General features: G+C 61.0%; 20 protein-coding genes and 2 pseudogenes. 7 read left to right on the forward strand and 15 right to left on the reverse strand.

Features of this window, described 5'->3' with window-relative positions; all coding sequences use genetic code 11:
- From RCH15_RS17550 to RCH15_RS17560, 3 genes are all read right to left on the reverse strand, one after another.
- Positions 1-1,100 (reverse strand): IS30 family transposase (locus RCH15_RS17550; protein WP_326961935.1); only part of this gene is annotated, 1,100 nt, incomplete at its 3' end.
- Positions 1,101-1,603: 503 nt separating this feature from the next.
- Positions 1,604-1,843, reverse strand: a complete 240-nt coding sequence (locus RCH15_RS17555) for a hypothetical protein (protein WP_326961936.1) — start codon at positions 1,841-1,843, stop codon at positions 1,604-1,606.
- A gap of 337 nt (positions 1,844-2,180) precedes the next feature.
- Positions 2,181-2,939 carry a hypothetical protein gene (locus tag RCH15_RS17560; protein WP_326961937.1) on the reverse strand — a complete coding sequence of 253 codons (759 nt, stop codon included), beginning with the start codon at positions 2,937-2,939 and terminating at the stop codon, positions 2,181-2,183.
- Between the two features lie 398 nt (positions 2,940-3,337).
- Here RCH15_RS17560 and RCH15_RS17565 point away from each other — a divergent pair, with 398 nt between their 5' ends.
- Positions 3,338-3,511 carry an AAA family ATPase gene (locus tag RCH15_RS17565; protein ID WP_326961962.1) on the forward strand — a complete coding sequence of 58 codons (174 nt, stop codon included), beginning with the start codon at positions 3,338-3,340 and terminating at the stop codon, positions 3,509-3,511.
- A gap of 55 nt (positions 3,512-3,566) precedes the next feature.
- On the forward strand, positions 3,567-3,776 hold the full coding sequence (locus tag RCH15_RS17570; protein WP_326961963.1) for a hypothetical protein: 210 nt from the start codon (positions 3,567-3,569) through the stop codon (positions 3,774-3,776).
- Between the two features lie 517 nt (positions 3,777-4,293).
- Here the strand turns inward: RCH15_RS17570 and RCH15_RS17575 are convergent.
- Both RCH15_RS17575 and RCH15_RS17580 read right to left on the reverse strand, forming a co-directional pair.
- Positions 4,294-5,655 (reverse strand): HupE/UreJ family protein, encoded by a 1,362-nt coding sequence (locus RCH15_RS17575; protein ID WP_326961938.1) that lies wholly within the window; start codon positions 5,653-5,655, stop codon positions 4,294-4,296.
- Entirely contained in the window at positions 5,655-6,629 is a 975-nt protein-coding gene (locus RCH15_RS17580) for a DUF3500 domain-containing protein (protein WP_326961939.1), read from the reverse strand. The genes RCH15_RS17575 and RCH15_RS17580 overlap by 1 nt, the downstream gene beginning before the upstream one ends.
- 414 nt (positions 6,630-7,043) lie before the next feature.
- Here RCH15_RS17580 and RCH15_RS17585 point away from each other — a divergent pair.
- Positions 7,044-7,224, forward strand: a pseudogene (locus tag RCH15_RS17585) (IS256 family transposase); the annotation flags it as partial.
- 842 nt (positions 7,225-8,066) lie between these two features.
- Positions 8,067-8,288, forward strand: coding sequence for a hypothetical protein (locus RCH15_RS17590; protein ID WP_326961940.1), 222 nt, complete (start codon positions 8,067-8,069; stop codon positions 8,286-8,288).
- A 286-nt stretch (positions 8,289-8,574) separates the two neighbouring features.
- Here RCH15_RS17590 and RCH15_RS17595 read toward each other — a convergent pair whose 3' ends face one another.
- The 3 genes and pseudogenes from RCH15_RS17595 to RCH15_RS19150 form a co-directional block, all read right to left on the reverse strand.
- The gene (locus tag RCH15_RS17595; RefSeq protein ID WP_326961941.1) at positions 8,575-9,969 is read right to left on the reverse strand and encodes an MFS transporter; all 1,395 of its coding nucleotides are present in this window, start codon (positions 9,967-9,969) and stop codon (positions 8,575-8,577) included.
- A 160-nt stretch (positions 9,970-10,129) separates the two neighbouring features.
- A complete protein-coding gene (locus RCH15_RS17600; RefSeq protein WP_326961942.1) occupies positions 10,130-10,819 on the reverse strand; it encodes a LysR family substrate-binding domain-containing protein in 690 nt (229 codons plus the stop codon).
- Positions 10,820-10,858: 39 nt separating this feature from the next.
- Positions 10,859-11,032, reverse strand: a pseudogene (locus RCH15_RS19150) (LysR family transcriptional regulator); the annotation flags it as partial.
- Between the two features lie 122 nt (positions 11,033-11,154).
- On the opposite strand from RCH15_RS19150, the gene RCH15_RS17605 reads away from it, so the two are divergent.
- Genes RCH15_RS17605 through RCH15_RS17615 form a run of 3 tightly spaced genes read left to right on the forward strand, consistent with a single transcriptional unit; the run spans position 11,155 to position 13,670 of the window.
- Entirely contained in the window at positions 11,155-12,075 is a 921-nt protein-coding gene (locus RCH15_RS17605) for a CoA transferase subunit A (RefSeq protein ID WP_326961943.1), read from the forward strand.
- A complete protein-coding gene (locus RCH15_RS17610) occupies positions 12,072-12,878 on the forward strand; it encodes a CoA-transferase subunit beta (RefSeq protein ID WP_326961944.1) in 807 nt (268 codons plus the stop codon). Before RCH15_RS17605 ends, RCH15_RS17610 begins: the two co-directional genes overlap by 4 nt.
- Before the next feature lie 18 nt (positions 12,879-12,896).
- Positions 12,897-13,670 carry an SDR family oxidoreductase gene (locus RCH15_RS17615; protein ID WP_326961945.1) on the forward strand — a complete coding sequence of 258 codons (774 nt, stop codon included), beginning with the start codon at positions 12,897-12,899 and terminating at the stop codon, positions 13,668-13,670.
- A gap of 1,049 nt (positions 13,671-14,719) precedes the next feature.
- On the opposite strand, the gene RCH15_RS17620 is transcribed toward RCH15_RS17615, so the two are convergent.
- From RCH15_RS17620 to RCH15_RS17650, 7 genes are all read right to left on the reverse strand, one after another.
- A complete protein-coding gene (locus RCH15_RS17620; RefSeq protein WP_326961946.1) occupies positions 14,720-15,169 on the reverse strand; it encodes an acyl-CoA thioesterase in 450 nt (149 codons plus the stop codon).
- Between the two features lie 31 nt (positions 15,170-15,200).
- Positions 15,201-15,935 (reverse strand): 3-oxoacyl-ACP reductase FabG, encoded by a 735-nt coding sequence (gene fabG, locus RCH15_RS17625; RefSeq protein ID WP_326961947.1) that lies wholly within the window; start codon positions 15,933-15,935, stop codon positions 15,201-15,203.
- Between the two features lie 27 nt (positions 15,936-15,962).
- Positions 15,963-16,730 (reverse strand): enoyl-CoA hydratase/isomerase family protein, encoded by a 768-nt coding sequence (locus RCH15_RS17630; RefSeq protein ID WP_326961948.1) that lies wholly within the window; start codon positions 16,728-16,730, stop codon positions 15,963-15,965.
- 735 nt (positions 16,731-17,465) lie between these two features.
- Positions 17,466-18,359, reverse strand: a complete 894-nt coding sequence (locus tag RCH15_RS17635) for a 3-hydroxyacyl-CoA dehydrogenase family protein (RefSeq protein WP_326961949.1) — start codon at positions 18,357-18,359, stop codon at positions 17,466-17,468.
- Complete coding sequence (locus RCH15_RS17640) at positions 18,360-19,166, reverse strand: enoyl-CoA hydratase/isomerase family protein (RefSeq protein ID WP_326961950.1); 807 nt, start codon at positions 19,164-19,166, stop codon at positions 18,360-18,362.
- Positions 19,166-20,389 (reverse strand): thiolase family protein, encoded by a 1,224-nt coding sequence (locus RCH15_RS17645; protein ID WP_326961951.1) that lies wholly within the window; start codon positions 20,387-20,389, stop codon positions 19,166-19,168. The genes RCH15_RS17640 and RCH15_RS17645 overlap by 1 nt, the downstream gene beginning before the upstream one ends.
- Before the next feature lie 66 nt (positions 20,390-20,455).
- On the reverse strand, positions 20,456-21,661 hold the full coding sequence (locus RCH15_RS17650) for an acyl-CoA dehydrogenase family protein (protein WP_326961952.1): 1,206 nt from the start codon (positions 21,659-21,661) through the stop codon (positions 20,456-20,458).
- Positions 21,662-22,806: the final 1,145 nt, after the last annotated feature.

Genomic DNA, 22,806 nt, shown 5'->3' on the forward strand with positions numbered 1-22,806 from the left:
CACTCGCGGCCAGTATTCTCGGGAGTCACTCTTCGCTGCCGACACCCACCCTTCCGGATCAGCCCTTCCCGGGCTACCTCCATACTCACAGTGTTTTCGTTGATGCCCCGCTGCCAGGGTGAGTGCGGGTCGCAGAAGTAAATATCGATCCCGGCGTCTATTTTCACGGTTTTCCAGTCCTGCATTTCGATGCCCTGGTCCCAGGTGAGGGAATGCCTCAGCGCCTCGGGGAGCGTCTTGATCTTCGCTGCCAGGGCGTCACGCATTTGTTCTGCTTTGTAGCCATCCGGAAGATGAACGAGCATTGTGTAGTTGGTGGTTCTCTCCACAAGGGTCCCGATCGCGGACTGGTTGCCTTTGCCGATGATGAGGTCGCCCTCCCAATGCCCTGGCACCGCACGGTCCTGAACCTCGGCGGGGCGCTCGGAGATATTGATCATCCCCGGGATCCGGTTCTTCCGCTGGCCGGCCTTCCTGCAGGGCTGCCTGAGTGCACGTCCGGTGCGTAAACACGCGGCCAGATCACGTTTCAGCGCTCCGCGGGACTGAACGTAGAGGGACTGGTAAATGGTCTCAGGTGACACCCGCATCTCCGGCTCATCGGGAAACTCGATCCGCAGTCGTCCTGCGATCTGCTCCGGCGAGTACTTCTTTTTCAGGTCTTCTTCCACCTTCGCACGCAGCACAGTGTTCGTGTGCAGTTTCGCCGGTTTCGGCCGCGAAGCCCGCTCATACGCCAGCGCGTGGGCCGATGTTGCCCGGTAGGGCAACCCGGCCACCGAATTGCGCCGCAGCTCCCGGGACACCGTCGAGGCAGATCTGCCGACCACGGCCCCGATCCGGCGCAGCGAGTGTCCCTGGGCGCGCATCACCGCGATCTCCTCACGCTGGGCGAAAGTCAGGCACCTGCCCTTCAGATCCCGGCCCCGGCGTGGCCTGACACCCCCGGCCTCGGCCAGGACCCGGCGCCCAGTCCGCCTGCTCGTATTGATCGGCACAACAGCGTCAGTGATGAAATCACCGGCCTGCATCCCAGCCCAAAACAGCTGCAGAAGATCCGGTCTTACATAAATCGAATACCTCGCCACGACAACACCCATCCGCTAAGTGTTGCAATCACCGCAAGAACCCAAGGATCCCTCAGCGGGACATCATGAGGCCTGCTGATCTAGTGGGGTCAGCAAGAAGACCGCCATGGCCGACCGTTCAGGGAGGCAGATCGCCAATCCCCCTAGCGAGCCGTTTTCACCTGCCGGCGTGAGGCCAGCACTCCATAGGACGCGGTCACGACGAGAACAAGTGTTAGCAGTACTGACGTATTGACGACGATGGAGAGCTCCATTTGGTGAGGCAAGAGCATAGTCGTGTCCCACCCGGCATTGTCGGCGCGAGTAATGAAGTCCGCGTCGATGGGTGTCCACAGGATGGCTGCGGCGCTTGTTGTCGCTAGGGCGCAGAGACTGAGGATAAGGTAAACGACGGGCAGTACCGGTGGCTTTTCGGTGTGGTGTGTCAGACGTTGGTGCAAAGCTTCCCCCGCTTTTTCGGTGACGGCCGGCCGTTGGAGCCGCTGTCGATATGTTGCCCCTAACCCGGGGCGACGTCAGCCTGGATATCCGCGTCGGCAGGCTTCTAGCGCGTCGTCTCTGATCCATTTTCTGGTCAGGACGACGTCCAGAACGCAGGAAGCGGCGAAAGTGGCCCAGAAAATCCATAAGGGTGCGGGACCCGCAAAGACCAACCCCATGACGGCAATTACGATGCCGGCCGAGACATAGCCGTACGTTCGGCGGCCGCGGGTTGCAAAGCGCGCCTCCTGCATCTCGCGAAAGTAGTTAAGCATCAGTCCCCCAAGGTTCGAATCGGAGCCTACAGCAACGGTTGCGCTAAGCAGCGCTTTTCGTGCTTGCCGAGCACTGCGGCAACCCACAGCAATTGTGGGACCGGAACAGCTGGAGTCCAGGAAGGCCCGCGGCGTCGCCCGATAGCCGATCCTTTACCGGGCGTGTTCCTGCCACACCCTTTTGCTCACGGATGTGAGTCCCTCATGCGCGCGGATGCCTGGCCTAGGTCGGACCCGGAGTCACGCCGCGGCGCAAGCGCTTCCATCATTACCGTCGGACCCGACGCTTTATCGATTTTGCGAAACCGCGCCTATCCCACGCCGAGATACCGGCACTTCAGTCCGTGGTCAAGTGGACGAAATACTCCTGCTGGACCGGCCGACGGCGCAGCCGCCGCGCAGTGCGCAGCGAGGGCAGATTTCCTGCGTAGACCTGGCCCCAGACTGTATCCGCCCCCGAGCGTTGACCGGCCAGGAACGAAGACTCTACCGCAGTAGCAAGGCCCTTCCCACGCCAGCGTTCCGCCAGGAACATTTCCACCATGCAGACCCCGCGTTTGCCGAAGAGCGGCGAGATTGTGGCAGCCGCCAATCCTGCAAAGCCTTGATCGTCGCGCAGCGACATCAACAGGCCCTGGTCGGCAGCTTCCTGGAGCTCCTCATGGTCGGACTCTGAAATAAACGAGGCAAGCTCGGGCGCACCCGAACGCCACGCCTGATATTCGTGTTGGTAATCGGCGATCACGTCAGTTACCGCATCCGGCCAGGAGATCGTCAGCGTCTCGGCCAGATTCCGCTCGTCAGCTCTGGCTGCCAGACGAATTGACCCTGCCATAACTGATGCCCAGTTTTCTACACGGGATAGATCGTGGCCTGGCTGTTCCCAGAAGGTGAAGCCACGCACTCCAACGTCGCGGTAGGCCTCGGCTACTTGGGCGGCCAGCGAATCAACAGCCTCGGCGTCGCACACTCTGGCAGTAGTTTTGACCGCAACGAAGGGGAAAGCCGGGTCGAGGTTGCGGTACCTGAGGCCTGAAATGACGGTGCGTTCGGCGCTGTCTTCAAGTAGCCGCTCGGTCATGATCTCAGTGCTCATGCCGGGACCCATCCGGGCGATCCTGGCGGCCACGACGTCCGGTGACGCAAGTGCGGCGAGGGATCCAACGTCATCTATCTCGGCTTGCACAGCGCTCTCAGCGTCGTATCCGTCAGGAAGGTATTCCAGGACCGGGCGGCCGAAGGCGGCGAGCTGATGGGACGACAGTCCAAAAGGGTTCATTAATCCCTAGGCTACCCGAGCAGGTCATTGGAACTTTTCTTTGAAAAGCTACTCCTAACAGATACGGTGCCTTGTTCCCGGAATACCATCTGTGGAAATCGATCGAGCCCTGATGCTACTTCTGGTAAGTGTCCGGTGGAGGATCCTCACCGGGCGCCGGGTAGGTGCTCGCCAAACCTGCTCCTACGATCGTAGATATGAGTCGAGCCGTATTTATGTGTGGGCCAGCCGGTGCTGGCAAGTCCACTGTCGCGCGTCGGTTGGAGCGTGAAGGCATGGTCCGCCTCTCTTTCGACGGGGTCGCATGGGATATGGGGCTACGCACTATGCCCCTGGATGCGGAGACTCAGCGCGTGATCGAGGCATCACTTCAGGACCGCAGGGAATAGACGTAGGTGCGAGAACTTCCGTACCACCTCCCTGTAGGCCGGCGGCGCCAAGGGCCTGATCATCGACGGCGGCTACCGCGACGTCGCAACCCTGCAGGGCATGGACTTCCCAGTTTTCAGCCGTGCCATCAACTCCAAAGCTATCGTTAAAGCCACCCTCGGTTCGGTCAACATCCCCGTGGTCTGCGCCAATGCCCTGGTCACCCCCGGCGACGTCGACGTTGTCGCCGCCGCCCGCGCAGCCGAATTGGCGGCAGCCCCCTAAAGGCGCCAGGACAACGAAGAAGGCAAGCTCCGCCGATTTGCCGCAGGTGAACTGGGTTTGGACATCTACTCAATGCTCGGACCGCTGGAAGCTGCCGGCGTGCGGTACCTCGACTGAAGCATTCGCTTTAGCCGCAACATTACGGTACTACCGACGGAAAGGGACGCCTTGCCCACGCTGCCAGATGGCGATTTGGCAGATATGTCTTCATCTAACTTCCCCCCACAATGGCTACCGTCCTCGTAGCCGACTGGCGCGAATTAGTCGAAGGTGACGACATTGTTTTTCAGCGTATCGAAAGAAACGCTAATTCGATTTCCGGGACAGTCGGCGCAGCTCCAGACGGCGCCCTGATAGGGCACCTTCAGAAGGGACCGGCAGGCCAGCGGTGTTTGATCACGTCGACGGCTACAGGACTTTACTGGAAATCCCTGCATCGGAAACCACCACACACGTTGCGGTATCGGACTCACCAAAGGCGCCATGGTCAGGGGCTTTGGCCCTGGGAGGACGATTGTTAGGCCGGTACACCACTGGCCGCGATTAGCTGACGAACTGCTCTGCGCTGACGTGAAAAAAAGATGATACCCGCGGCCCACAGCAACGCAACGATGGGGACTGAAAGAACGCCGATCCTGTCGGCCAGATCAGCAATCATGTTAGGAGTTGCCAGCCTCGCCGCTAACCATCCGACTGCAGCAACCGCGGCAACCACAGCAGCCACAAGGCGCAGCCTCGCGTAGCGTCCCTCACGGGCAAGCAGGATCAGGGGCGGCAGGACGAGCGCGACCACAGCCAGCTGCATCGCCTCGATTCCCAGGTTGAAGCCGAGGAGTGAGAGTCCCAGGCGGGTGCCCGTCAGATCGAGTTCGCGGAGTGTCTCGGAGAAGGCGAGTCCATGGATGAGCCCGAAGAATCCGGCAACCAGGATCTCCTTTCCGTAGAACAGCGGCTTGAAGGCGTGGACCGCGGCGATGAGGATACTCACCGCGATGAGTGGTTCGGTGGCTCCTACAGGTACCGGCAGCCCGAGCGAACCAAGAGCCAGCGTGGCTGAGTGTCCGATGGTAAACGCGAGCGTAATCCCTGCGATGCGACGCAGGGCTTTCTTCACCGGTGCTGGTCTACCCCAGCGGCGGGATTGGGCTATGAGCGGGGCGGGCACCAGGAGCGTGAGAAGGAACAGTTGGTGGTCCGTTCCCTCCTGAATGTGCTGGACGCCGAGGACGAACATACTCGCGAAGCCCGTGAGATCATTTCCTTCCCCGAGATTGATGTGCAGTACGGGAACTGTCCCGGAGGCCGTATCAAGCCGGATAGTTCCCACGTCATAGGCCCCATCCACGACGCCGGCAGCCCAGTCCGAGGTCACGCTCACCAGGACGACGTGTGTGATGACCCGGTCCACCACCACGTCGTAACCAAGGTCGAAGGAGCGCGCGTCGCTTCCGGCCGGTGGCGTGAGCGTGAAAGTGGCGTCGATTTCCTGATATACGCCCGTGGTGGACGCGTTCCCTGCCTCCGCCACGCCAAGGGTCCCAAGCGTGACGCTCCACGCCTTACCGTCATCGCTCGCGGGGACGAAATGTGCCAGAAGGTAGGCGGAAAGTTCACCAGAGTGCTCTGTTACCGATGCTGGCTGTTCCTCCGCGAAGTCGATCCCGCTCGCTGCTTCCAGGTCATCCAGCGGGATCTTCGCGGTAGCATCGATCGCGTTTTCCCGCACGTCGAGCAGCACGCTGGACGTAGGGAGGACGTGAGCCGACGCTGGCGTAGCACCGAGGGCCAACGTACCGATCATGATGAGGAACGCTGTGATGAGGGACCGTATGATGACAGCGCCTGGTTTACGCGCCAGCCGTCGGATGGCCGACTGCATCAGCTCTTAGTTCCTCCATAATCCGTGGTGCGGTCCCGCCAGACTGAGTGCGGGTGGTTACCGGAGAGGATAATGCCGCGCTGCATGGAAAACTCAATCCAGACCGAAGGGCCGTCAATGCGGATATAATCATTTCGCTCTGTGAGCGCCGGCGTGCCGGAGTGTGCGATGTAGGTTTCGTCAAGTTCACTTTCGTAGCGCCTAAGAATGGCCGCAGCGTCGGCGTCGGCGATGTCATGGACGTAGCCCGCGACCGCCGCAAGGGCCAGCTTTTTCTGATCCGCCGAGAGCGTCGAGCCCTGAAGTCCTTCCTTCGTGGTGGGAAAGGCCCAGTCCTTCCCCGGGCCCAGCAGGAGGTCACTGTAGACATTGCCGAGCTTTGCTGTGGCCAGCTGGTCCGCTGTCAGGCCAGCAAGGAGTGCGGCGAAGGCGGCTTCCTTCACCATCATGGGCTGGTTGGTGGTTCCGTTGTACTGGAATGATCCGTTGGGTTCGATGCCCCGGAAAGAGGGTGTGGCTCCGGCAAGTGAGCCCTTGACATAGGTGTTGGCCACGGCGAGGTGGTGGCCCCCGAACTGGAACTCCCAGGTGCCGGAATCCGACGGGGTGCCCAGGAAGGCTATGTAGTAGTTAGGTCGACCGTAGTCGCTTCCACCGCCGTTATCGGCCAAATAGTCATCTGCGTTGAGGTGCTGCTGAATCTCGTCATAGCCGAGGCCCTTCGTGCTGCCCGTTGCTGCGGCGAGCAGTGCGTTGAACGCAGCAAGTTGGGTGGCGTCCAGGTCAGCAAGGGAAAGACCGATCCTGGCTCCAGTGCCGCCACCACCACCGGGCGGACCGCCCATTCCCCCTGCAACGAGCGCTTGGGGCAGGTTCGACCACAGTTTTGCATTCGCCAAGGTGTACTCCTGCAGCAGCTGAGACTGGAGGACCGTGCCAAGCGTTGCCTGGAAAGCCTGAGCGAGTTCGGCCACGCTTCCGGGGCCGGCAGAGGCGGCGGCGGTCGCTGAAGCGGCAGTTGTCGCCGGCGCCGACCCCGTTTGCGAAGCCGGGTTGGTCCTCGTGCCGCCCGAGCAGGCAGTGAGGGCGGACAAGGCGGCGACTGAAATGCCCCCGAGCAACGCCCGTCGGGACAGAGAAGGAGAGGTGAGTGCCGTGTTCGTTTTTAGCATGAAGCAAAGCTACGATGCCACCCTGTTACCGCTATAGAGCCGACCTGTGATTCCGCTATGAGAGCCACCGCACCTCGTTTCCACTCCGTTTGGGTAGTGCCCATTAGCGTGGTGTAACAGCCCGGCCCTGGGCGTGTTGTTCCCGAACGTGAGGCGGCCATCGCGTGATTCTTTGGAAAGACCGACCAAAGTCTTTTCTCAAGGAGTAACCAGGCGATGACCCCACCCCATGTTATCGACCCTGCCAGTTTCCTGTCCGAGCAACTCGAGCAGGCCTCCTCGGATCTGATGCGATCCATGCTCACGACCTTCATCAACGCGCTGATGAGCGCCAAAGCGGACGCGGTCTGCGTCGCCGAATACGGTGTGCCCTCCGAGGCCCGCACAAATTCCCGCTTCCAGCGGCCGGTCAAACAGTTCGAAATCAGCTCCGGATCAGTCGCCATGTCATGCCGTTCCCCCGCGTTCCTGCATGAACAGGTATCAGAGCGGAAAACCCGTACGGGCCGCAACCCCAGGTCGATCTAAAAATTAATCAGCAAAGCATGTTGTACGCGGGCACTACACACCATGAAGAGGTGAACGCGAAAATCCAACGGGAAGGACGAACGAGGATGAACACCCAGAAGAGACCCCACAGGGCGGTACCCGGTCCACCGTAGAGGACCGCTCTCCCGCATAACCGAATAGGCCGTTTCCGGGACCCCACACACCCGGAACATCAGATCAGAGGCAAGAGTGTGGACACTGTCCACACGAAAAAAGCACCAAAAAGCCTCTGACCTGCGGAAACACTGTGCCCGAGGTGGGACTCGAACCGGGTTCCAGCCCTTGCTAACACTGGACTTCCGCCCAAACATACGGAATCCGGCCCAGTCCGGCCCCGGTACGGCCCAGTCCGGGACCCAAAGTGTGGACACTGTCCACACCCCCAATTTTCCCCACCAAGGCCTCCCCCGAACTGCCGCACCCGCATCGACAGGGCGCGGCGCTTCTTTGCCCTGAAAGACCTGAGCCTGCTGGAGAGGAACAACCGCGACTGCAACCGGGTCCTGCCCGCGCCCGTTGCCGAATCTGGGGCATGCAGCACGGCATGCTCAGCCTCTCGACTCTCCATCACCAGGTCACCTCCCTTCAAACCATTCATGATCCGATCAGCCGACCGCTGCATGACCGGGCAGCGCCACTTCAGACGCTCACCGCGGACTAACAGAGCCCACGAAAACAACGGGACTCCGGATGCCAGTCTCAGAAGTCGCCTGCACCACCTCTTTATCCATCACTACGTGGAACCGGAAGTTTGTCAGCCCCGCAAGTGAGCAGGATATCCGCGGCTCTCACCGCCAGCGTGCAGTCATCCGGCTCGAAGACCTCCGATACGGACGTCTCCTCTGCGCTCCTGTCAAAGACAAGGAATGGTTCCTGTCCGTATACGGCGTACTCTCTGCCGTCGAAGCCTGATCGCTCGACGATGACGCTTTCGCCGCTTTCAACCGTGACCCTGACCTAAGTAGCTGCGGGCCGCGTTGAGCCCGATGCCCACGAAATACAGCAGCCACGGCACGGTTGCGGCGGCGGCCGCCAAACTCACCACGACACCGATCAGCCGACGCAACCAGGTCCGGGCTGTTGGGTCGTAAGCAGGTGACTACATCATCGACGTCACGAGAGTCTCGGAATGGGGCAACAGAGCGGTGTCGCGCGGGGTAACCCGGGCGACACCGCTTTGTCAGTGTTTCGGGCGGTACTAGCGCTGCAGGCTGGGGCTCCTGTCACTTTCGGATCCGGCTCCAGGCTTTTCGCTTTCCGTTCCGAAGCTGTCAGCGCTCCCGTAGTCCGCGCCCAGGCTGTGCGAGCGTGATAGCAGACCGAGTACTGAGCCGATCGTGATCACCACATGCACGACGGCCAAGACGATGACGGCCAGGATGGATCCTGTTGCATTCAGGAGATACTGCCCCATCATGGGGGCTGTTCCGGCGAAGATGGTTGAGCTGAGCTGGTAGCTGAGGGAGATGCCGGTGTAGCGGATGTTGGGCGGGAATGACTTCGCCAGAATACCTGCCATGGCGGCGTAGTACATGGAATGCGGGATGGTGGCCACGGCCATGCCGATGACAGCCAGTGTGTAGTCCCCTGTCCCGATCAGCATGAACATCAGCGGCAGGACCAGGAGTTCGGGAATCAGCATCAGCAGGACAGCCTTGCGCAGTGTCAGTTTCGAGGCGATCACGGCACCGAAAGGCTGCACAATAAACTGCACCACAAGGGAGATGGTGACGATGGAAAGGAAGCTTGTCCTGCTGAACAACCCTTCATCGACAGCCCAAGCGAGGGCGAAGGTACCTTTGAAGTATGTTGCCGAGACGCCGATGACACATGCTCCGATACCCAGGGCGACGATGCCTTTGGAGCTCTTTAAGACTTCGCTCAGGGGCGCTTTGGCTATCTGCTTTGTCTCCATGAGGGCCCGCATGGCGGGCGATTCTTCGATACTCAGGCGGACGAATAGGCCAATTCCCACCAGCACCGCTGACAGCAGGAACGGGACGCGCCAGCCCCAAGTAGTGAAGGCATCGTCGGGGAGCTGGGCAACCATCAACCAGACGAGTGTCGAAAGCAGGTTACCCATGGGGGAGCCTTGTTGCGCGAAAGCGCCGTAGAGGATCCCTTTACCCTTGGGTGCATGCTCGGCAGCAAGGACAACGGCGCCGCCCCACTCGCCGCCCATGGCGATACCCTGGATGAGTCGAAGAGCGACTAACAGGACCGCTGCCCATCCGCCTACCTGGGCGTAGGTGGGCAACAGCCCAACTGCAGTGGTGCAGATACCCATCATCAGGAGGGTGGTCACCAGAGCTTTCTTGCGGCCAAGCCGGTCACCGATGTGACCGAAGATGATCCCGCCCAGTGGCCTGGCGAGAAATCCGACCCAAAATGTCGCAAAAGCCGCCAGAGTCCCGACCGCCTGATCTTGGGCGGGGAAGAAGATCTTGCCGAATACGAGAGCGGACGCAGTCCCGTATGCGTAAAAGTCATACCACTCGACAGTGGTCCCGGCGAATGATGCAAGACCGGCTTTCCGCGCCATTTTTTGACGGAGACGGGCTGTTCCCGATTCGATGGTTTCTGCTTCGCTCACAACAACTCCATTGTCAGGCTGTGGCACTCTGTGACACGGCACACGGTGAATTTCATTCCCAACCCTGACATTCCTCACTCATAGCGTCCAATATCTAATCCGACCTACAGTAGGTAGGAAATTACATAAATAACGGCGCCTTCGTCACTTTGCTCGTCGCCTAGCCGGGTAGCGGTGGGGTGGGGAGGACGCGCTCGGCGATTTCTAGGACAGCTTTGGTAGCTGTGGAGGAGTTGTCTTTCCGCCATGCCAGCACTGCAGCAAGCTCCGGAAGTTCATCCTCCAAATCCCGATAGACGAGCCCTGGCGTGTCGATGTGCTGGACGGAGGAGACGGTGATGGTCACCCCGACGCCAGCGGCAACCAATCCCAGAATGGTGTAAGAGTCCGGGGCTTCCTGCATGATCCGTGGCGTGAAGCCGGCTCCCATGGCCACGTGAATCAGTGCATCCCGCACAGTGGAGCCTTGTGTTCCCGGGAAAGTCACGAACGGCTCGCTGGCCAGATCGGCGACTCGGATGGTTTCTCTGCTTGCGAGCGGGTGGTCCGAGGGTAGGGCAGCCACCATTCGTTCATAACCATAGACGCGGGTTGCGATGTGCTGGTTGGTGACCGGAAGGCGCGAAAACCCGATGTCCAGGTCGCCGGCGACCAGCTCGGCGATCGCTGTGCCGGCGTATGTCTGCCCTTGGAGTACCAGTTCGATGCCAGGTTGTTCTGCCCTGACGGCCCGTGCCAACACGGGCAGGACGTTTCTGCTACTGGCTCCAGCGAACCCAACGACCACCCTGCCGACGATCTCCGAATTCCCCAGAATTGCTGACCGTCGGGCGATGTCTACGTCAGCCATGACCTGCTTGGCTGGGCCGAGTAATGCTTTCCCAGCATCGCTGAGGGTCACCGATCGGGTGTTCCTGTGGAACAGGTCAACCCCGAGTTCCTTCTCAAGCAGTCGGATTTGCTGACTTAAGGCGGGTTGAGCCAGGTGCAGCCGGGCTGCGGCGCGACCAAAATGCAGCTCCTCCGCTGTGGCAATGAAGCCTGCCAGATGTCTAAGTTCCACTTCTTCCCCTTCGATTCAGACTCATTTTCTATCACAGAAGTCTAATTTATGTATTGGACCGTTATATATCTGGGGTGTAAACATGAGGGGAACCCGTCGAAATATCCGGAAGGCAGTACCCCTTGGCCGAAAAACGGTTCTCTTTACAAGATGCAATCAGCACCTTCGTTTCTGATAACGATGTCGTAGCTCTAGAGGGGTTTACGCACCTCATTCCCTTCGCTGCGGGTCACGAGATCATCCGGCAGGGCGTGACAGGCTTGACGCTGGTGCGGATGACTCCGGACATCATTGCGGACCAAATGGTGGCGGCCGGCTGCGTGAACAGGATGGTCTTTGCTTTCACGGGCAACAGCTCGGTGGGTTCCCTATACGCGGTGCGTCGGGCGGTTGAAGCCGGCGGTTCGGGGAGGCTCGAGCTGGAAGAATACAGTCACTATGGCCTCTTGGCACGGTATCAGGCGGGCGCCGCAGGGCTACCGTTTATGCCCGTCAGGTCCTATGCCGGCAGCGACCTGGTCAAGATCAATCCGCAGCTGAGGAAGGTGACGTCCCCTTTCGATGAGGATGTCGAGACTTACGTGGTACCCGCGCTGAACCCGGACGTTGCCATCATCCACGCTCAGCGGGCGGACCGGCATGGGAACATCCAGAGCTGGGGCATTCTTGGCCCGCAACAGGAAGTTGCGTTTGCGTCCAAGCGCACCATCGTGTTGGTGGAGGAGATTGTCGATGACGACGTCATCAGGTCCGATCCCAATAGGACGCTCATCCCCGGTTTCGTCGTTGATGCGGTCGTGGAATGTAAATATGGGGCGCATCCCTCCTTTGCGCAGGGACACTATGACCGGGACAACGACTTCTACCGCTCATGGTCGGCCATTAGTAAAGACCCGGACCGTCTCGAGGCGTGGATCCAGGAATGGATTCACGGCCCGGGAGACCACGACGGTTACCTCCGCAAGCTCGGCGATGGATTTTTTGATCGCCTAACGCCGGTCCCCCGGCTGTCCACCCCCGTCAACTATGGGAGCGTCCTATGACCAGCATCGTCGCGACAACCACTACCGGGCCGGACTCGACTCGGTGCTACACCGTCAGTGAACTCTTGGCGGCGGTCAGTTGCCGCTACTTGCGGGGCAAGCGGCGCGTTTTCGCGGGGATTGGGCTGCCCACTCTCGCCGTTGCGCTGGCCCAGAAGTCCACATCTCCAGAAATTGAACAGATCTACGAGTCGGGTGTCTGCGGTGCTCATCCGCCCAAACTTCCGGAAACCATCGCCGATGCTTCACTGGCTACGGGAGCCGAAGCCATTATGACCATGCCCGTGCTATTCGGGTATGTGCTGCAGGGTGGGTGGATCGACGTGGGTTTCCTCGGCGCGGCGCAGATCGACAAGTTCGGCAGCCTAAATACCAGCGTTATCGGCCCGTGGGACTCACCGACGGTCCGCCTTCCCGGTTCCGGCGGTGCTGCCGAGGTGATGGCTAACTCCCAAGAGGTATTTGTTGTCATGCGCCGGCACAACAGAACCTCTTTTGTTCGGGAGCTCGACTTCTGCACCAGCCCTTCTCCGGCGATAGCGCGACGGATCGACCCTAAAGTGCCAACGCGCGGCGCTGGTGTGACCACCGTCATTAGCGAACTCGGGGTCTTCAAATCGGATGCAGCTGGTGAATTATGCCTGGCCAGTATCCACGAAGGAGTGACGGTCGAGCAGGTGCGCGAACAGACCGGGTGGCCGGTCAAAGTGTTGGACGACCTCACCGTGACGCCTCCCCCCACAGTGGAAGAACTCCGACTCCTGCGGGATGACATCGATCCAGGCCGGGTCTACCTCCGGTGACAAAAAAGAAAGGTTCGGATGTTTAGCTCACGTATTTTCATCGGTCAAACCGCACTTGTTACGGGAGGCACTTCCGGCATCGGCCTGGCTATTGCCGAACGCCTGGCGTCGCTCGGTGCCAGAACTGCAATCATCGGTCGTGATGAAAGCAAGCTCGAAGGGGCCGTCGCTTCCCTCACAGCGAGAGGATTCGAAGTAAGGGGCTACAAGGCGGATGTCCGCGATGAAGCGGCGGTGCACGGCGCCCTTAAGGCGATCGAGTCGGACTTTGCTCCGGTAAACCTGCTCGTGAACAACGCGGCGGGAAATTTCCGGGTCAATCCGCTGGACCTGACGCCCAATGGCTGGAATGCGGTCGTGGACATCGTGCTCAACGGCACCTGGACCCTCACCCAGGCTGTTGGGCGGCGGGCCATCACTTTGTCGGCGCCGCTGTCAGTGGTCAACATCGGCACGTCCGCAGCCCTGACGGGAAACCCGGATACTGTCCACTCGGCGAGTGCGAAGGCGGGTGTGCTGGCCATGACGAAGTCACTCGCCGCGGCCTGGGCACCCCACGGAGTCCGCCTCAACGTTCTCACGCCCGGACTAACGGAACAGACCGGTGGTGCCGGGATACTGTATGGAACGGAAGCTGAGATGGAGGAGCACCTGGCAAATATTCCGCTGGGAAGGTTGGCCAGGAAGGAAGAAATTGCCGAGGCCTGCGCCTTCCTGCTCAGTGACTATGGGGCCTATATCACCGGAAGCGAGCTGTTGATCGACGGCGGCCGGCGTCTAACCGGCCACTGACAAACGAGAAAACAGAGTGGCCGATGTATCCCTGGGAGGCGTCAGAAGCCCCGGCAGCCCTAGTGGAAGGCGTCATCCTGGGATGCCTTTCTATCGTCCGGAATCAACGGAAAAGGGGCTTGATCTCCCGCGCCGACATTGGGGAGTTGCGCGGACGCCGTCGGGGCGATGCGCTGGCGTGCGGCTCCTAATCAATTTCACCGCACCGCGCAGCTGCCGCAGCCGAGGATCGCCGTATTGGACGGCGTCGGACTGGCATAAGCCGCGGACTTTCGGCTCGCGCCACCCGAATTAGAAATCGGGCAGCCGGGAACAGGTCTGGGGGTACCGGCTGACCCTCGAAGCAACATGGCGCTTCAGCAGTTCTGTCAGCAGGTGGTGACGTGCTCGTCATCGAGCGCGACGCGGCCGCGACCGCACTCGGGCAGTGTGACAGAAGCGCTGCGCGCATTCGTGACCCGGCACGCCACGGATGAAAGCCTGGCATCCCTCACCGGACACCCGTGCGTGCCCACGACAAGAGTGCCATGTCAAACTGCGGGCTTGTAGTCGAAGCCGTGCCCGAGGAATTCGGGCTCAAGTCTGCGGGGCTGGCAGCTGTGGAAAACACCTCACGCCACCCGCCTGGCGGTCCACCAACACCTCCGCGCTATTCGTTGCGCGGCTGTCCGGGGTAGCGGGGGTCCCCGGCAAATTCTGCGGGTTTGCACTTCTTGAACCCTGTACCACTCGCTGCTGGTCGAGGTGGTCCAACGCCCATCTACCTCCCTTGCTCTGGCCCCATGCGTGCGAGGGCAGGCGCTGGGAAGGACCACCGCCTGGTCAACGAAGCCCCGGTATAACGTCAACCCGACTTGGTGTGTCCCCGGCCCTGGGCCTGGAAGCGAGGGCATGGTGTAGGAAGGCGTTGACTCACCAGTTTCGAGGGAACGCTGCCCGGCGGATTATTAGTCCGTGATGATGGCAGGGACCGCGTCGTTGGCGAAGACGCACCCGGAAGGCGACGGCCAATTGCACCGGACTTAAGGATTCCTCCAGTAAGAAGTCGGTTAACCCGGTCGTGATGTCTCCGTTTCGGTATATCGCGAGAGATATACCGTTTCAGCTGAAGTGAGTTTTCTGGGGCGGTTCGATTTACGTTCAAGCGGGACCAGTACCGTGCTACCCCTAAAGACCGGTGACGATTGTTGGGTCGCCGAGTAACGGACGGTGAAGGATCCGTTTCCGATTCTGGAGATATCGAGCAGCATCAGGAGCTCATCCCCATAATTGACAGGTCTGTGGTATTCAACGGTCAGGGCGGCGACCACCTTAGGACATCGGAACGATTCCAACCCTGAAGCGGCGGCACTTTGGTTGAGCCAAAGTATCCGTGCCTCTTCCATCAACGTGACAATGCGGGCATTGTTGATGTGCCCGTTAAGATCCTGATCCGACCAACGCAGAGGCATTGAGCATTCGAAGTGCTCCCGCGCGCCACGATCGTCGTCGGCATTCATGTCAGGCGGTTCCGTTTCGGATGCCCTCCTGCTAAGCATGCCGGCCGCCGGTAATTTCGAGAACGGTTCCAGTCATATAACTGGACATTCCGCTGGCTAGGAACAAGACCACGCTGGCAACTTCCTCGGGCTCGCCGAACCGTGCCAACGGGATCTCGGCGAGTTTCTTCTCGAGTATCTCAGGGCGCACGGCTTCGACCATGTCAGTCCGGATAATGCCCGGCTGGATAGCGTTGACCCTGATGCCGGTGAAACCGAGTTCTTTGGCCGCAGCCTTTGTCAGACCTACGATGCCGGCCTTCGCGGCACTGTAGTTAGTCTGTCCTGGCATCCCGACCTTCCCCGAGATAGAGGAAACATTGATGATCGAGCCGGCCGTCCCGAGCCTTCGCATGATGTCGGCGGCGGCGCGGGTACCCAGCCACGCACCCTTCAGATGTACGGAGACAACTGCGTCGAAATCGAATTCGGTCATCTTGCGCATGGTGGCATCACGAGCGAATCCGGCATTGTTCACCATGACCTCCAAAGACCCGAAGCGATCGACCGCGGTGTTCACCAAGGTGCTCATATCTTCGGCAGAGGTCACGTCGCAGACAACTTTCACAACGCCTTGCCCCAGAGTTTCAGCTGCTCGGTCCAGCGCCGCGGTGTCCGTGTCGGCAAGAACGATGTTACTGCCTTGCGCCAAGAGTGCCCGAGCTGTGGCAAACCCGATTCCCCGCGCACCCCCAGTGACCACGCTGGTCATGTTCTGCAAAAGCATTGCGCTCCTCAACTCCATTAGTACTGTCTAGAATCCCGTGAAAACGGGGACACCACGTTGGGCAAAAGCCCGCTTGCCTTCAGCGAAATCGCTGGAAAAATAGCACGCAGGCTGATCGCGGTGCTCGAAGACAAAAGCGTCTTCCAGAGAGGGCAGTCCCCCGGCCAAAGCCCTTTTAACGCCCGCAACCGACAGTGGCGACAGTGTGGCCAGATTGCCGGCGCTGGCTGCGGCTTCCTTTGCAAGCTGATCCGGGGGATAGCAGTAATCCGCTAGTCCGAGTCGAAGGCACTCTTCCGGGCCGACGGTCCTGCCCTCGAGCAGTAGCTGCCTGGCTTTAGAGACGCCAATACGCGCAGCCAGGCTGTGCAGAATACCCCCGTCAGGAAGGAGCCCTAGTCGGCTAAACGGGAACATGAGCCGGGCGTCGTCCGCCATGTAGACATAGTCGCAGGCGAGGGCGAGGCTGGCCCCCAGACCTGCGGCCGCACCTTCGACAACGGCAAGAGTCGGTCTGGTGAAGCCGCAGAGCTGCCTGACGAGGCAAGCCACTTGAGCCAGACGATCCCGGGCTGTGGCCATATTCTCCGGAGGCATGGCCGTCAAGTCGCCCCCGGAGCAAAAGTTGCCCCCGGCGCCCCGCACCACCAGTGCACGCACTGATCCGTCAGCGTTGACACGGTCCAATGTGGTGGCGAGTTCATCGCGCATGCCAGCGCCCATGGCGTTTCGACGTGCCGGGTCATTGAGGACGATCGTCAGCACGCCGCCCTCCAATGCGGTTTCGATGAACATCTGGACAACTCCTCTCACGGCCGTTTAGGGACCCCAGTGTCACCACCGCAAACCTTTTGCTTCCTCCACCTTTCCAGTGCAATTTAGAATTTTCAAATACTAATTCCTTATCTCATTAGAACTATATTCTTATCTATGGAACCGCATGGTCAGGTTGCCACTTATTCGAACGAAGGCACAATGACTGTGGGATTGCGCGTGTGATCCTGGCGAAGTAACCGAGGGCTTCACGCTGGCGGATCTGGTTGTGCGTTCGGGGTCGGTGGGGCGATTGGCGGTCGGCGGTCGGCGCCGAGATCCTGGACGGCCCGGTCAGGGGCAAGTACTTCAGCTACACATGATGGTCGATAACCAAATTCCCCGAACGCGTCGTCTCAGTCCACGATGCAAGAACATCTATCAGAGGCTTCGTGAACTGGGACAACCATAACCACTAGCACTCCGGAAGAGCTTCCACACGCCCGCGAACGCTCACTGCGGCCAGGCCGCCGGCGCGACCAAAGAGCATTCGGCAAGACTCGCTGCAGCCCGCGCGGACATCCCGAACGCTTGACCACCTTCACGGACCCCCGGATGAGCGACACCCCGACGTCCAGTATGAGCTTCTGCTTAGTGACGTCGGACGGGCGATCCTCAAGGCTCGGTCGCTGCGGAGCGGATCTTCAGCGAAACGAGTGCTTTGCAGGAGAAGGAAACCCCTCCGGCGGCGAAGAGCGTTCCCTATTTTCTGCCCAATCAGTTCCAGTCAAAGAAGCCCTTGCCGGTTTTGCGGCCGAGTTCGCCGCGCGCCACCTTTTCGCGCAGTATCTGTGGTGGTGCAAACCGCTCACCAAGTGTTTCCTGGAGGTATTCAGCGATGCCTAGGCGAACATCCAGGCCAACGATGTCGGTGGTGCGCAGCGGGCCCGTGGGGTGCTTATAACCAAGAACCATTGCGTTGTCGATGTCCTCAACTGAGGCAACGCACTCTTCGACCATGCGCATCGCCTCCAAGGCAATCGCGACCCCAAGCCGGGATGACGCGAAACCCGGGGCGTCATTGACCACGACGGCAGTCTTGCCGAGTCCTTGGACCCAGCTGCGGGCCTGCTCTACGAGCTCGGGGCGGGTCTGCTTGCCGATGACCACCTCGATCAGGGTGGAGGCGGGCACCGGGTTGAAGAAGTGCATCCCCAGAAAGTCCTGCGGACGCTTCAGCTCCTCCGACAGCCCGGACACCGAGAGGGAGGACGTGTTCGAGGCCAGCAGCGAGCCGGGGCTCAGTTGCTCCTCGACACTGCGGAGCGCTGCGACCTTTAGAGCCCAGTCCTCGGGTACGGCTTCCACCACCAGCTCACGGTCCCTAAAGTCCGCGTAGTCTACGGAAACGGTCAGGCGGGAAACCATCTCAGCGAGGTTGCCACTGTGGGGGTCACGTTCGACCGACTTTCCCGCGGATAATTCGACCCGCTCCCGCCCTGCCTGCGCGGACGCGTGGTCACGTTCGACCACCACTACGTCTACCCCCTTGACGAGGAACGCGTGGGCGATGCCCGCGCCCATGCGGCCCCCACCGAGGACGCCAACGCGCGAGGGCAAGCCGGAGGGGATCGGCACGGAGTGACCGGATGGCGCTACTGGAAGATTCATCTACTTTTTCTTCCTGTCGAGGAACGCCTGCATGCGATCGAACTTGGCCTGGGACTCGAAGAGTATGCTCTGGGCCAGGGTGTCGATGACGGGATGGACTTCCCGCGGAGTGTTGAACACTGCCTTGGTCAGGCGGACTGCCAGTGGATCCTGTGCCGCGATGGCGTCCGCCAAGGCGTGCACTGAATCCATCAACGCGCCCGGCTCCACGATGTCGGTGACCAGCCCGACGGCGAGGCACTCCTCACCCGTTAGAATCTTGCCGGCGAGCAGGACCTGCTTGGCAACCGCCTCACCGACGAGCTCCTTAAGCCGCCAGGTGGCACCGGCCGCGGCCAGGATGCCCAGGTTTACCTCGGGATTACCCATCCGCAGTGCCGGTGTGCCGATGCGGAAATCAGCCGCATACGCCAGTTCCGCCCCGCCACCGAGCGCAAACCCGTCCAGCGCGGCAATGACCGGCATCGGCAGCTTGGCGATCCGGTCGAAGACGCCGGAGTTGATCCCCGCCAGGGCATCGTCACGGCGTCGTTCGCGCAGTTGCGCTATGTCGGCACCGGACGCGAACACGGCCTTGGCCCCCGTTTCGGGGTTGCCGGGCGTTCCGGCGAGAAGCAGAATCTTCGGGGTGCGCTCAAGGTGCGAGCACACCGCGTGTAGCTCATTCACCATTGCCTGGTCGATGGCATTTTTCACCCCGGGCCGATGCAGCCGGACCGCCAAACGGTCCCCGCGCTCCTCAACCAACAGCGTCACGAAACCCGAGGGATCCAGTCGCGTACCGGCGTCGTATATTACCTCGGTCATCAGATACCTTCCAGCAGCAGCGCGGTGCCCTGCCCGACGCCGACGCACATGGTGGCGAGGCCGAGCTTGCGGCCCTGCGCGGCTTCGCGTTCGAGGCGCCCTAGCAGGGTGATGACTAGACGGGACCCGGAGGAGCCGAGCGGGTGGCCGAGGGCGATCGCGCCGCCGTCGTTGTTGACGATGCTGGGTTCCAGCTTCAGTTCGCGCATGCACGCCAGGGCCTGAGAGGCGAAAGCCTCGTTAAGCTCGACGGCGGCGAGGTCGCCTGCCGCGACGCCCGCACGGTCCAGGACTTTGCGGGTGGCCGGGACCGGACCGATGCCCATGATTTCCTGGGGGACACCAGCGGAAGCGCCGTCGAGGATGCGGGCGCGGGGAGTGAGCCCGTACTTCTGCACGGCTGCCTGGGACGCGACGATGATCGCCGAGGCGCCGTCGTTGAGCGTCGAAGCGTTGCCAGCGGTGACCACGTTGCCACCCTTGACCACCGGGCGCAGGCCGGCGAGGACGTCCGCGGACGTTCCAGAGCGCGGCCCTTCATCAGTATCCACGGTGGTTTCGGCGCCCTTGCGGCCCCTGATCGTCACGGGGACGATCTCGTCGACAAAGCGTCCGGCCGCGATCGCGGCGAGGGCACGCTCGTGGGAGCGGACCGCAAACTCGTCGCAGTCCTCACGGGAGATGTTGTAGGCGCGCGCCACCTCCTCTGCGGTTTCCGGCATGGAGTAGGTGGCCTTGCCATCACGGGAGAGTTCCCCGGACAGGAAGGCCGGGTTTGGGAAGCGCCAGCCAATGGAGGTGTCAACGACGGCACCCGGTTTGGCGAAGGCTTTGTCCGGTTTTTCCATGACCCAGGGAGCCCGCGACATGGACTCGACGCCGCCTGCGACCACAATATCCGCGGCGCCTGCCTTAACCATGTGCGAGGCCATGATGATGGCGCTCAGGCCGGAGGCGCACAGCCGGTTAACGGTGATGCCCGGGACGGTGTCCGGGAAACCGGCGAGCAGCCAGGCCATGCGGGCGACGTTGCGGTTCTCCTCGCCTGCGCCGTTGGCGTTGCCGAGGATCACCTCGTCGATGACTGAGGGATCAATTCCGGCGCGTTCGACGGCGGCCCGAACCGCTATTGCAGCCAGATCATCCGGGCGGACGGTGCTCAGGGCGCCGCCGTAACGACCGACAGGTGTGCGTGCCCCGCCGATGAGGAATGCTTCGGTCATGGAAAAGCTCCTTTAGTGAATTCAGGTGGGGAAGAGGGTGCGCCGGTGCAGGGCGCGTTGCCGCGGTCAGCGGAAGGCGGAGACGCCCGTGATGTCGCGGCCGACCAGCAGGGCCTGGATGGAGTCGGTGCCCTCGTAGGTAGACACCACCTCCATATCGGTCAGGTGGCGGGCGACATGGTTCTCGAGCAGCAGGCCGTTGCCTGCGAGGAGTTCACGCGCCTCGTTGCAGATCCATTTGCCCTTCTGGGACGTTGACATCTTGACCATGGATGCCATGGCGTTGGTCAGCATGCCCTTCTCGGCCAGTTCAGCCATGCGGTTGACCATCAGTTGCATGGCGGTCAGCTCGCTGAGCATATTGGCCAGCCGGTGCTGGACCAGCTGGTAACTAGCGATCGGATTACCGAACTGAACCCGCTTGGCGGCATAGTCGGCTGCGATCTCGAAGCAGGCCATTGCGTGGCCGACTGCTTCCCACGCGGCGCCCCCGCGGGTTGCCTGCAGGACCCGGGAGACGTCGGCGAAGGACCTGCAATTCTCCAGCCGGTTGGCTTCCGGGATCCGCATATTCTCGATGACGATGTCGGCCTGGAGGATAGCGCGCTTTCCGATCTTGCCCGTAATGACGGTGGGGCTGTAGCCCTCCGGGTGGTTGCCGTCTGCTTCCTTTTCCACGACGAAGGCGTTGACCTTCCCGTCCTCCGTGTTTCGGGCGAACAGGACCACGACATCGGCCGCGTGGCCGTTGCCGATCCAGCGTTTGTGGCCGTCAATGATCCACATGTCTCCCTCGCGGCGGGCGCTGGTTTCCAGCGCCACCGTGTCGGACCCATGATCCGGCTCAGTTAAGGCAAACGCCCCCGTCTTTACAAGCCTGGCCATAGCCGGCAGCCAGCGCAGCCGCTGTTCTTCGTTGCCCAGCATGTACAACGCACCCATGCAAAGGTTCGAATGGACCCCAAGGAAGGTGTTGATGCTCCCGTCGGCCCGCGCCATCTCGCGCGCGACCATTCCCGCGCCCTTGCGGCTCATCCCCGGACATCCATATCCCTCGATATAGGTCCCGATAATGCCGAGCTCCGCGAGGCCAGGCAGCAGCTCGTCGGGGAACTCCGCACGCTCCCAGTAATCATTGATGACGGGAAGGACGCGATCTTCGGCGAACCGGCGGACTTTGTCGCGGATTGCCAACTCCTCGGGCGCCAACTCGTCATCAAGGCTGAAGTAATCGGAGTCAACAGTGGTGCGGGCAGTTGCAGTGGTTGTCATAACAGGTCCTTTTGGGTTCCGTGGACGGATACTGGTTGCTTCTGGGGTGGCTGGTTCGGGTGCGGGCTGGCGTTCCGGCCCCGGCTGCAGCCACTGGAGGATGTCCCCCCGGTCTGCGTCGATACCTGACGGCACGAGGTAGTAGCTGGCGGGCATCGCTGAGAAGGTAACCTCGATGTCCGCCCGAACGCGGTTGTAGTAGGCGACCCCTGCCATACCGTCACCGTTGGCGTTAAACAGGTAACCGCGTGGACGAGCCAATTAAGCGAGGTGGGGTACCGCAGGTTCAACACGGCAGGGATGGCGTTCAATACGCCCAAGCTAGAGCTAAAGTTCACATGCCCCTGGCGCAGGTTCGGCCGGGTCGCCGGAGGCAGGCGGTTCGCTTTCAGTCCGGTGCCCCTGAGGTGCAAGGGCAAGCTAAGTACGAAAGCCAAGCCTTTGTGGGTTCTTTTTTCGGGAGTGAGCAGATTCAACCGGCCAAGGTTATCGTCCGCGCCAAAATCGTCCCAGTTGGTGCCTTCAGGCCGCGGAGGCCAGTTTTGCTTGCTCATAGCCAGCTTTTCTGTCACTTCGAAACTCTGTTCTGCCTAGTACTCGCGGTTATCTCTGGAGGCCGCCTTTGCAACTTGTCATGGAGATCACTTCTAAGATCTCATCTCCTTTCAATACCGTCCAATAAATAATCAGTCCTTAACTAATTGGAAAATCATATAAATAAGCTATGTAAATCCTTTTATTGATCGCCTTCCTGTGGTCGTCGAGAAATTGCACCTCGACCGTGCCGCCGGCAGCTGGGCATCGTCCAACTGCACCTTAGCCAGCATGTCCGCCCCTTGGAGGCGGCTCTTGTACTAGTTCTGCTCGAGCGGAGCAAGGGCGGGGACTGGGCGATTAACGATGTTGCGCCGCGACGGCGAGCCGGTCCAACTGCTGGCCTACGTTGACCTGGCCGTGGGCAAATGCGCGCGCCTGCTCCTAGGCAGTCGCAGCCGTGGCATCGTCACGCCCAGCCAGACCACCCCGGCGCTTTACCTCACGCATCTGCGGAACGACCAGCACCTAAGCGTACGAGTCACCTTAGGTCGGCCGCCGACCGGTCTGTTGAATACCAATTCAAGAAGAAGCCGCGCGTTCCTAGGGAA

Source organism: Arthrobacter sp. MP_M4 (assembly GCF_035984855.1).
Lineage (GTDB): Bacteria > Actinomycetota > Actinomycetes > Actinomycetales > Micrococcaceae > Arthrobacter.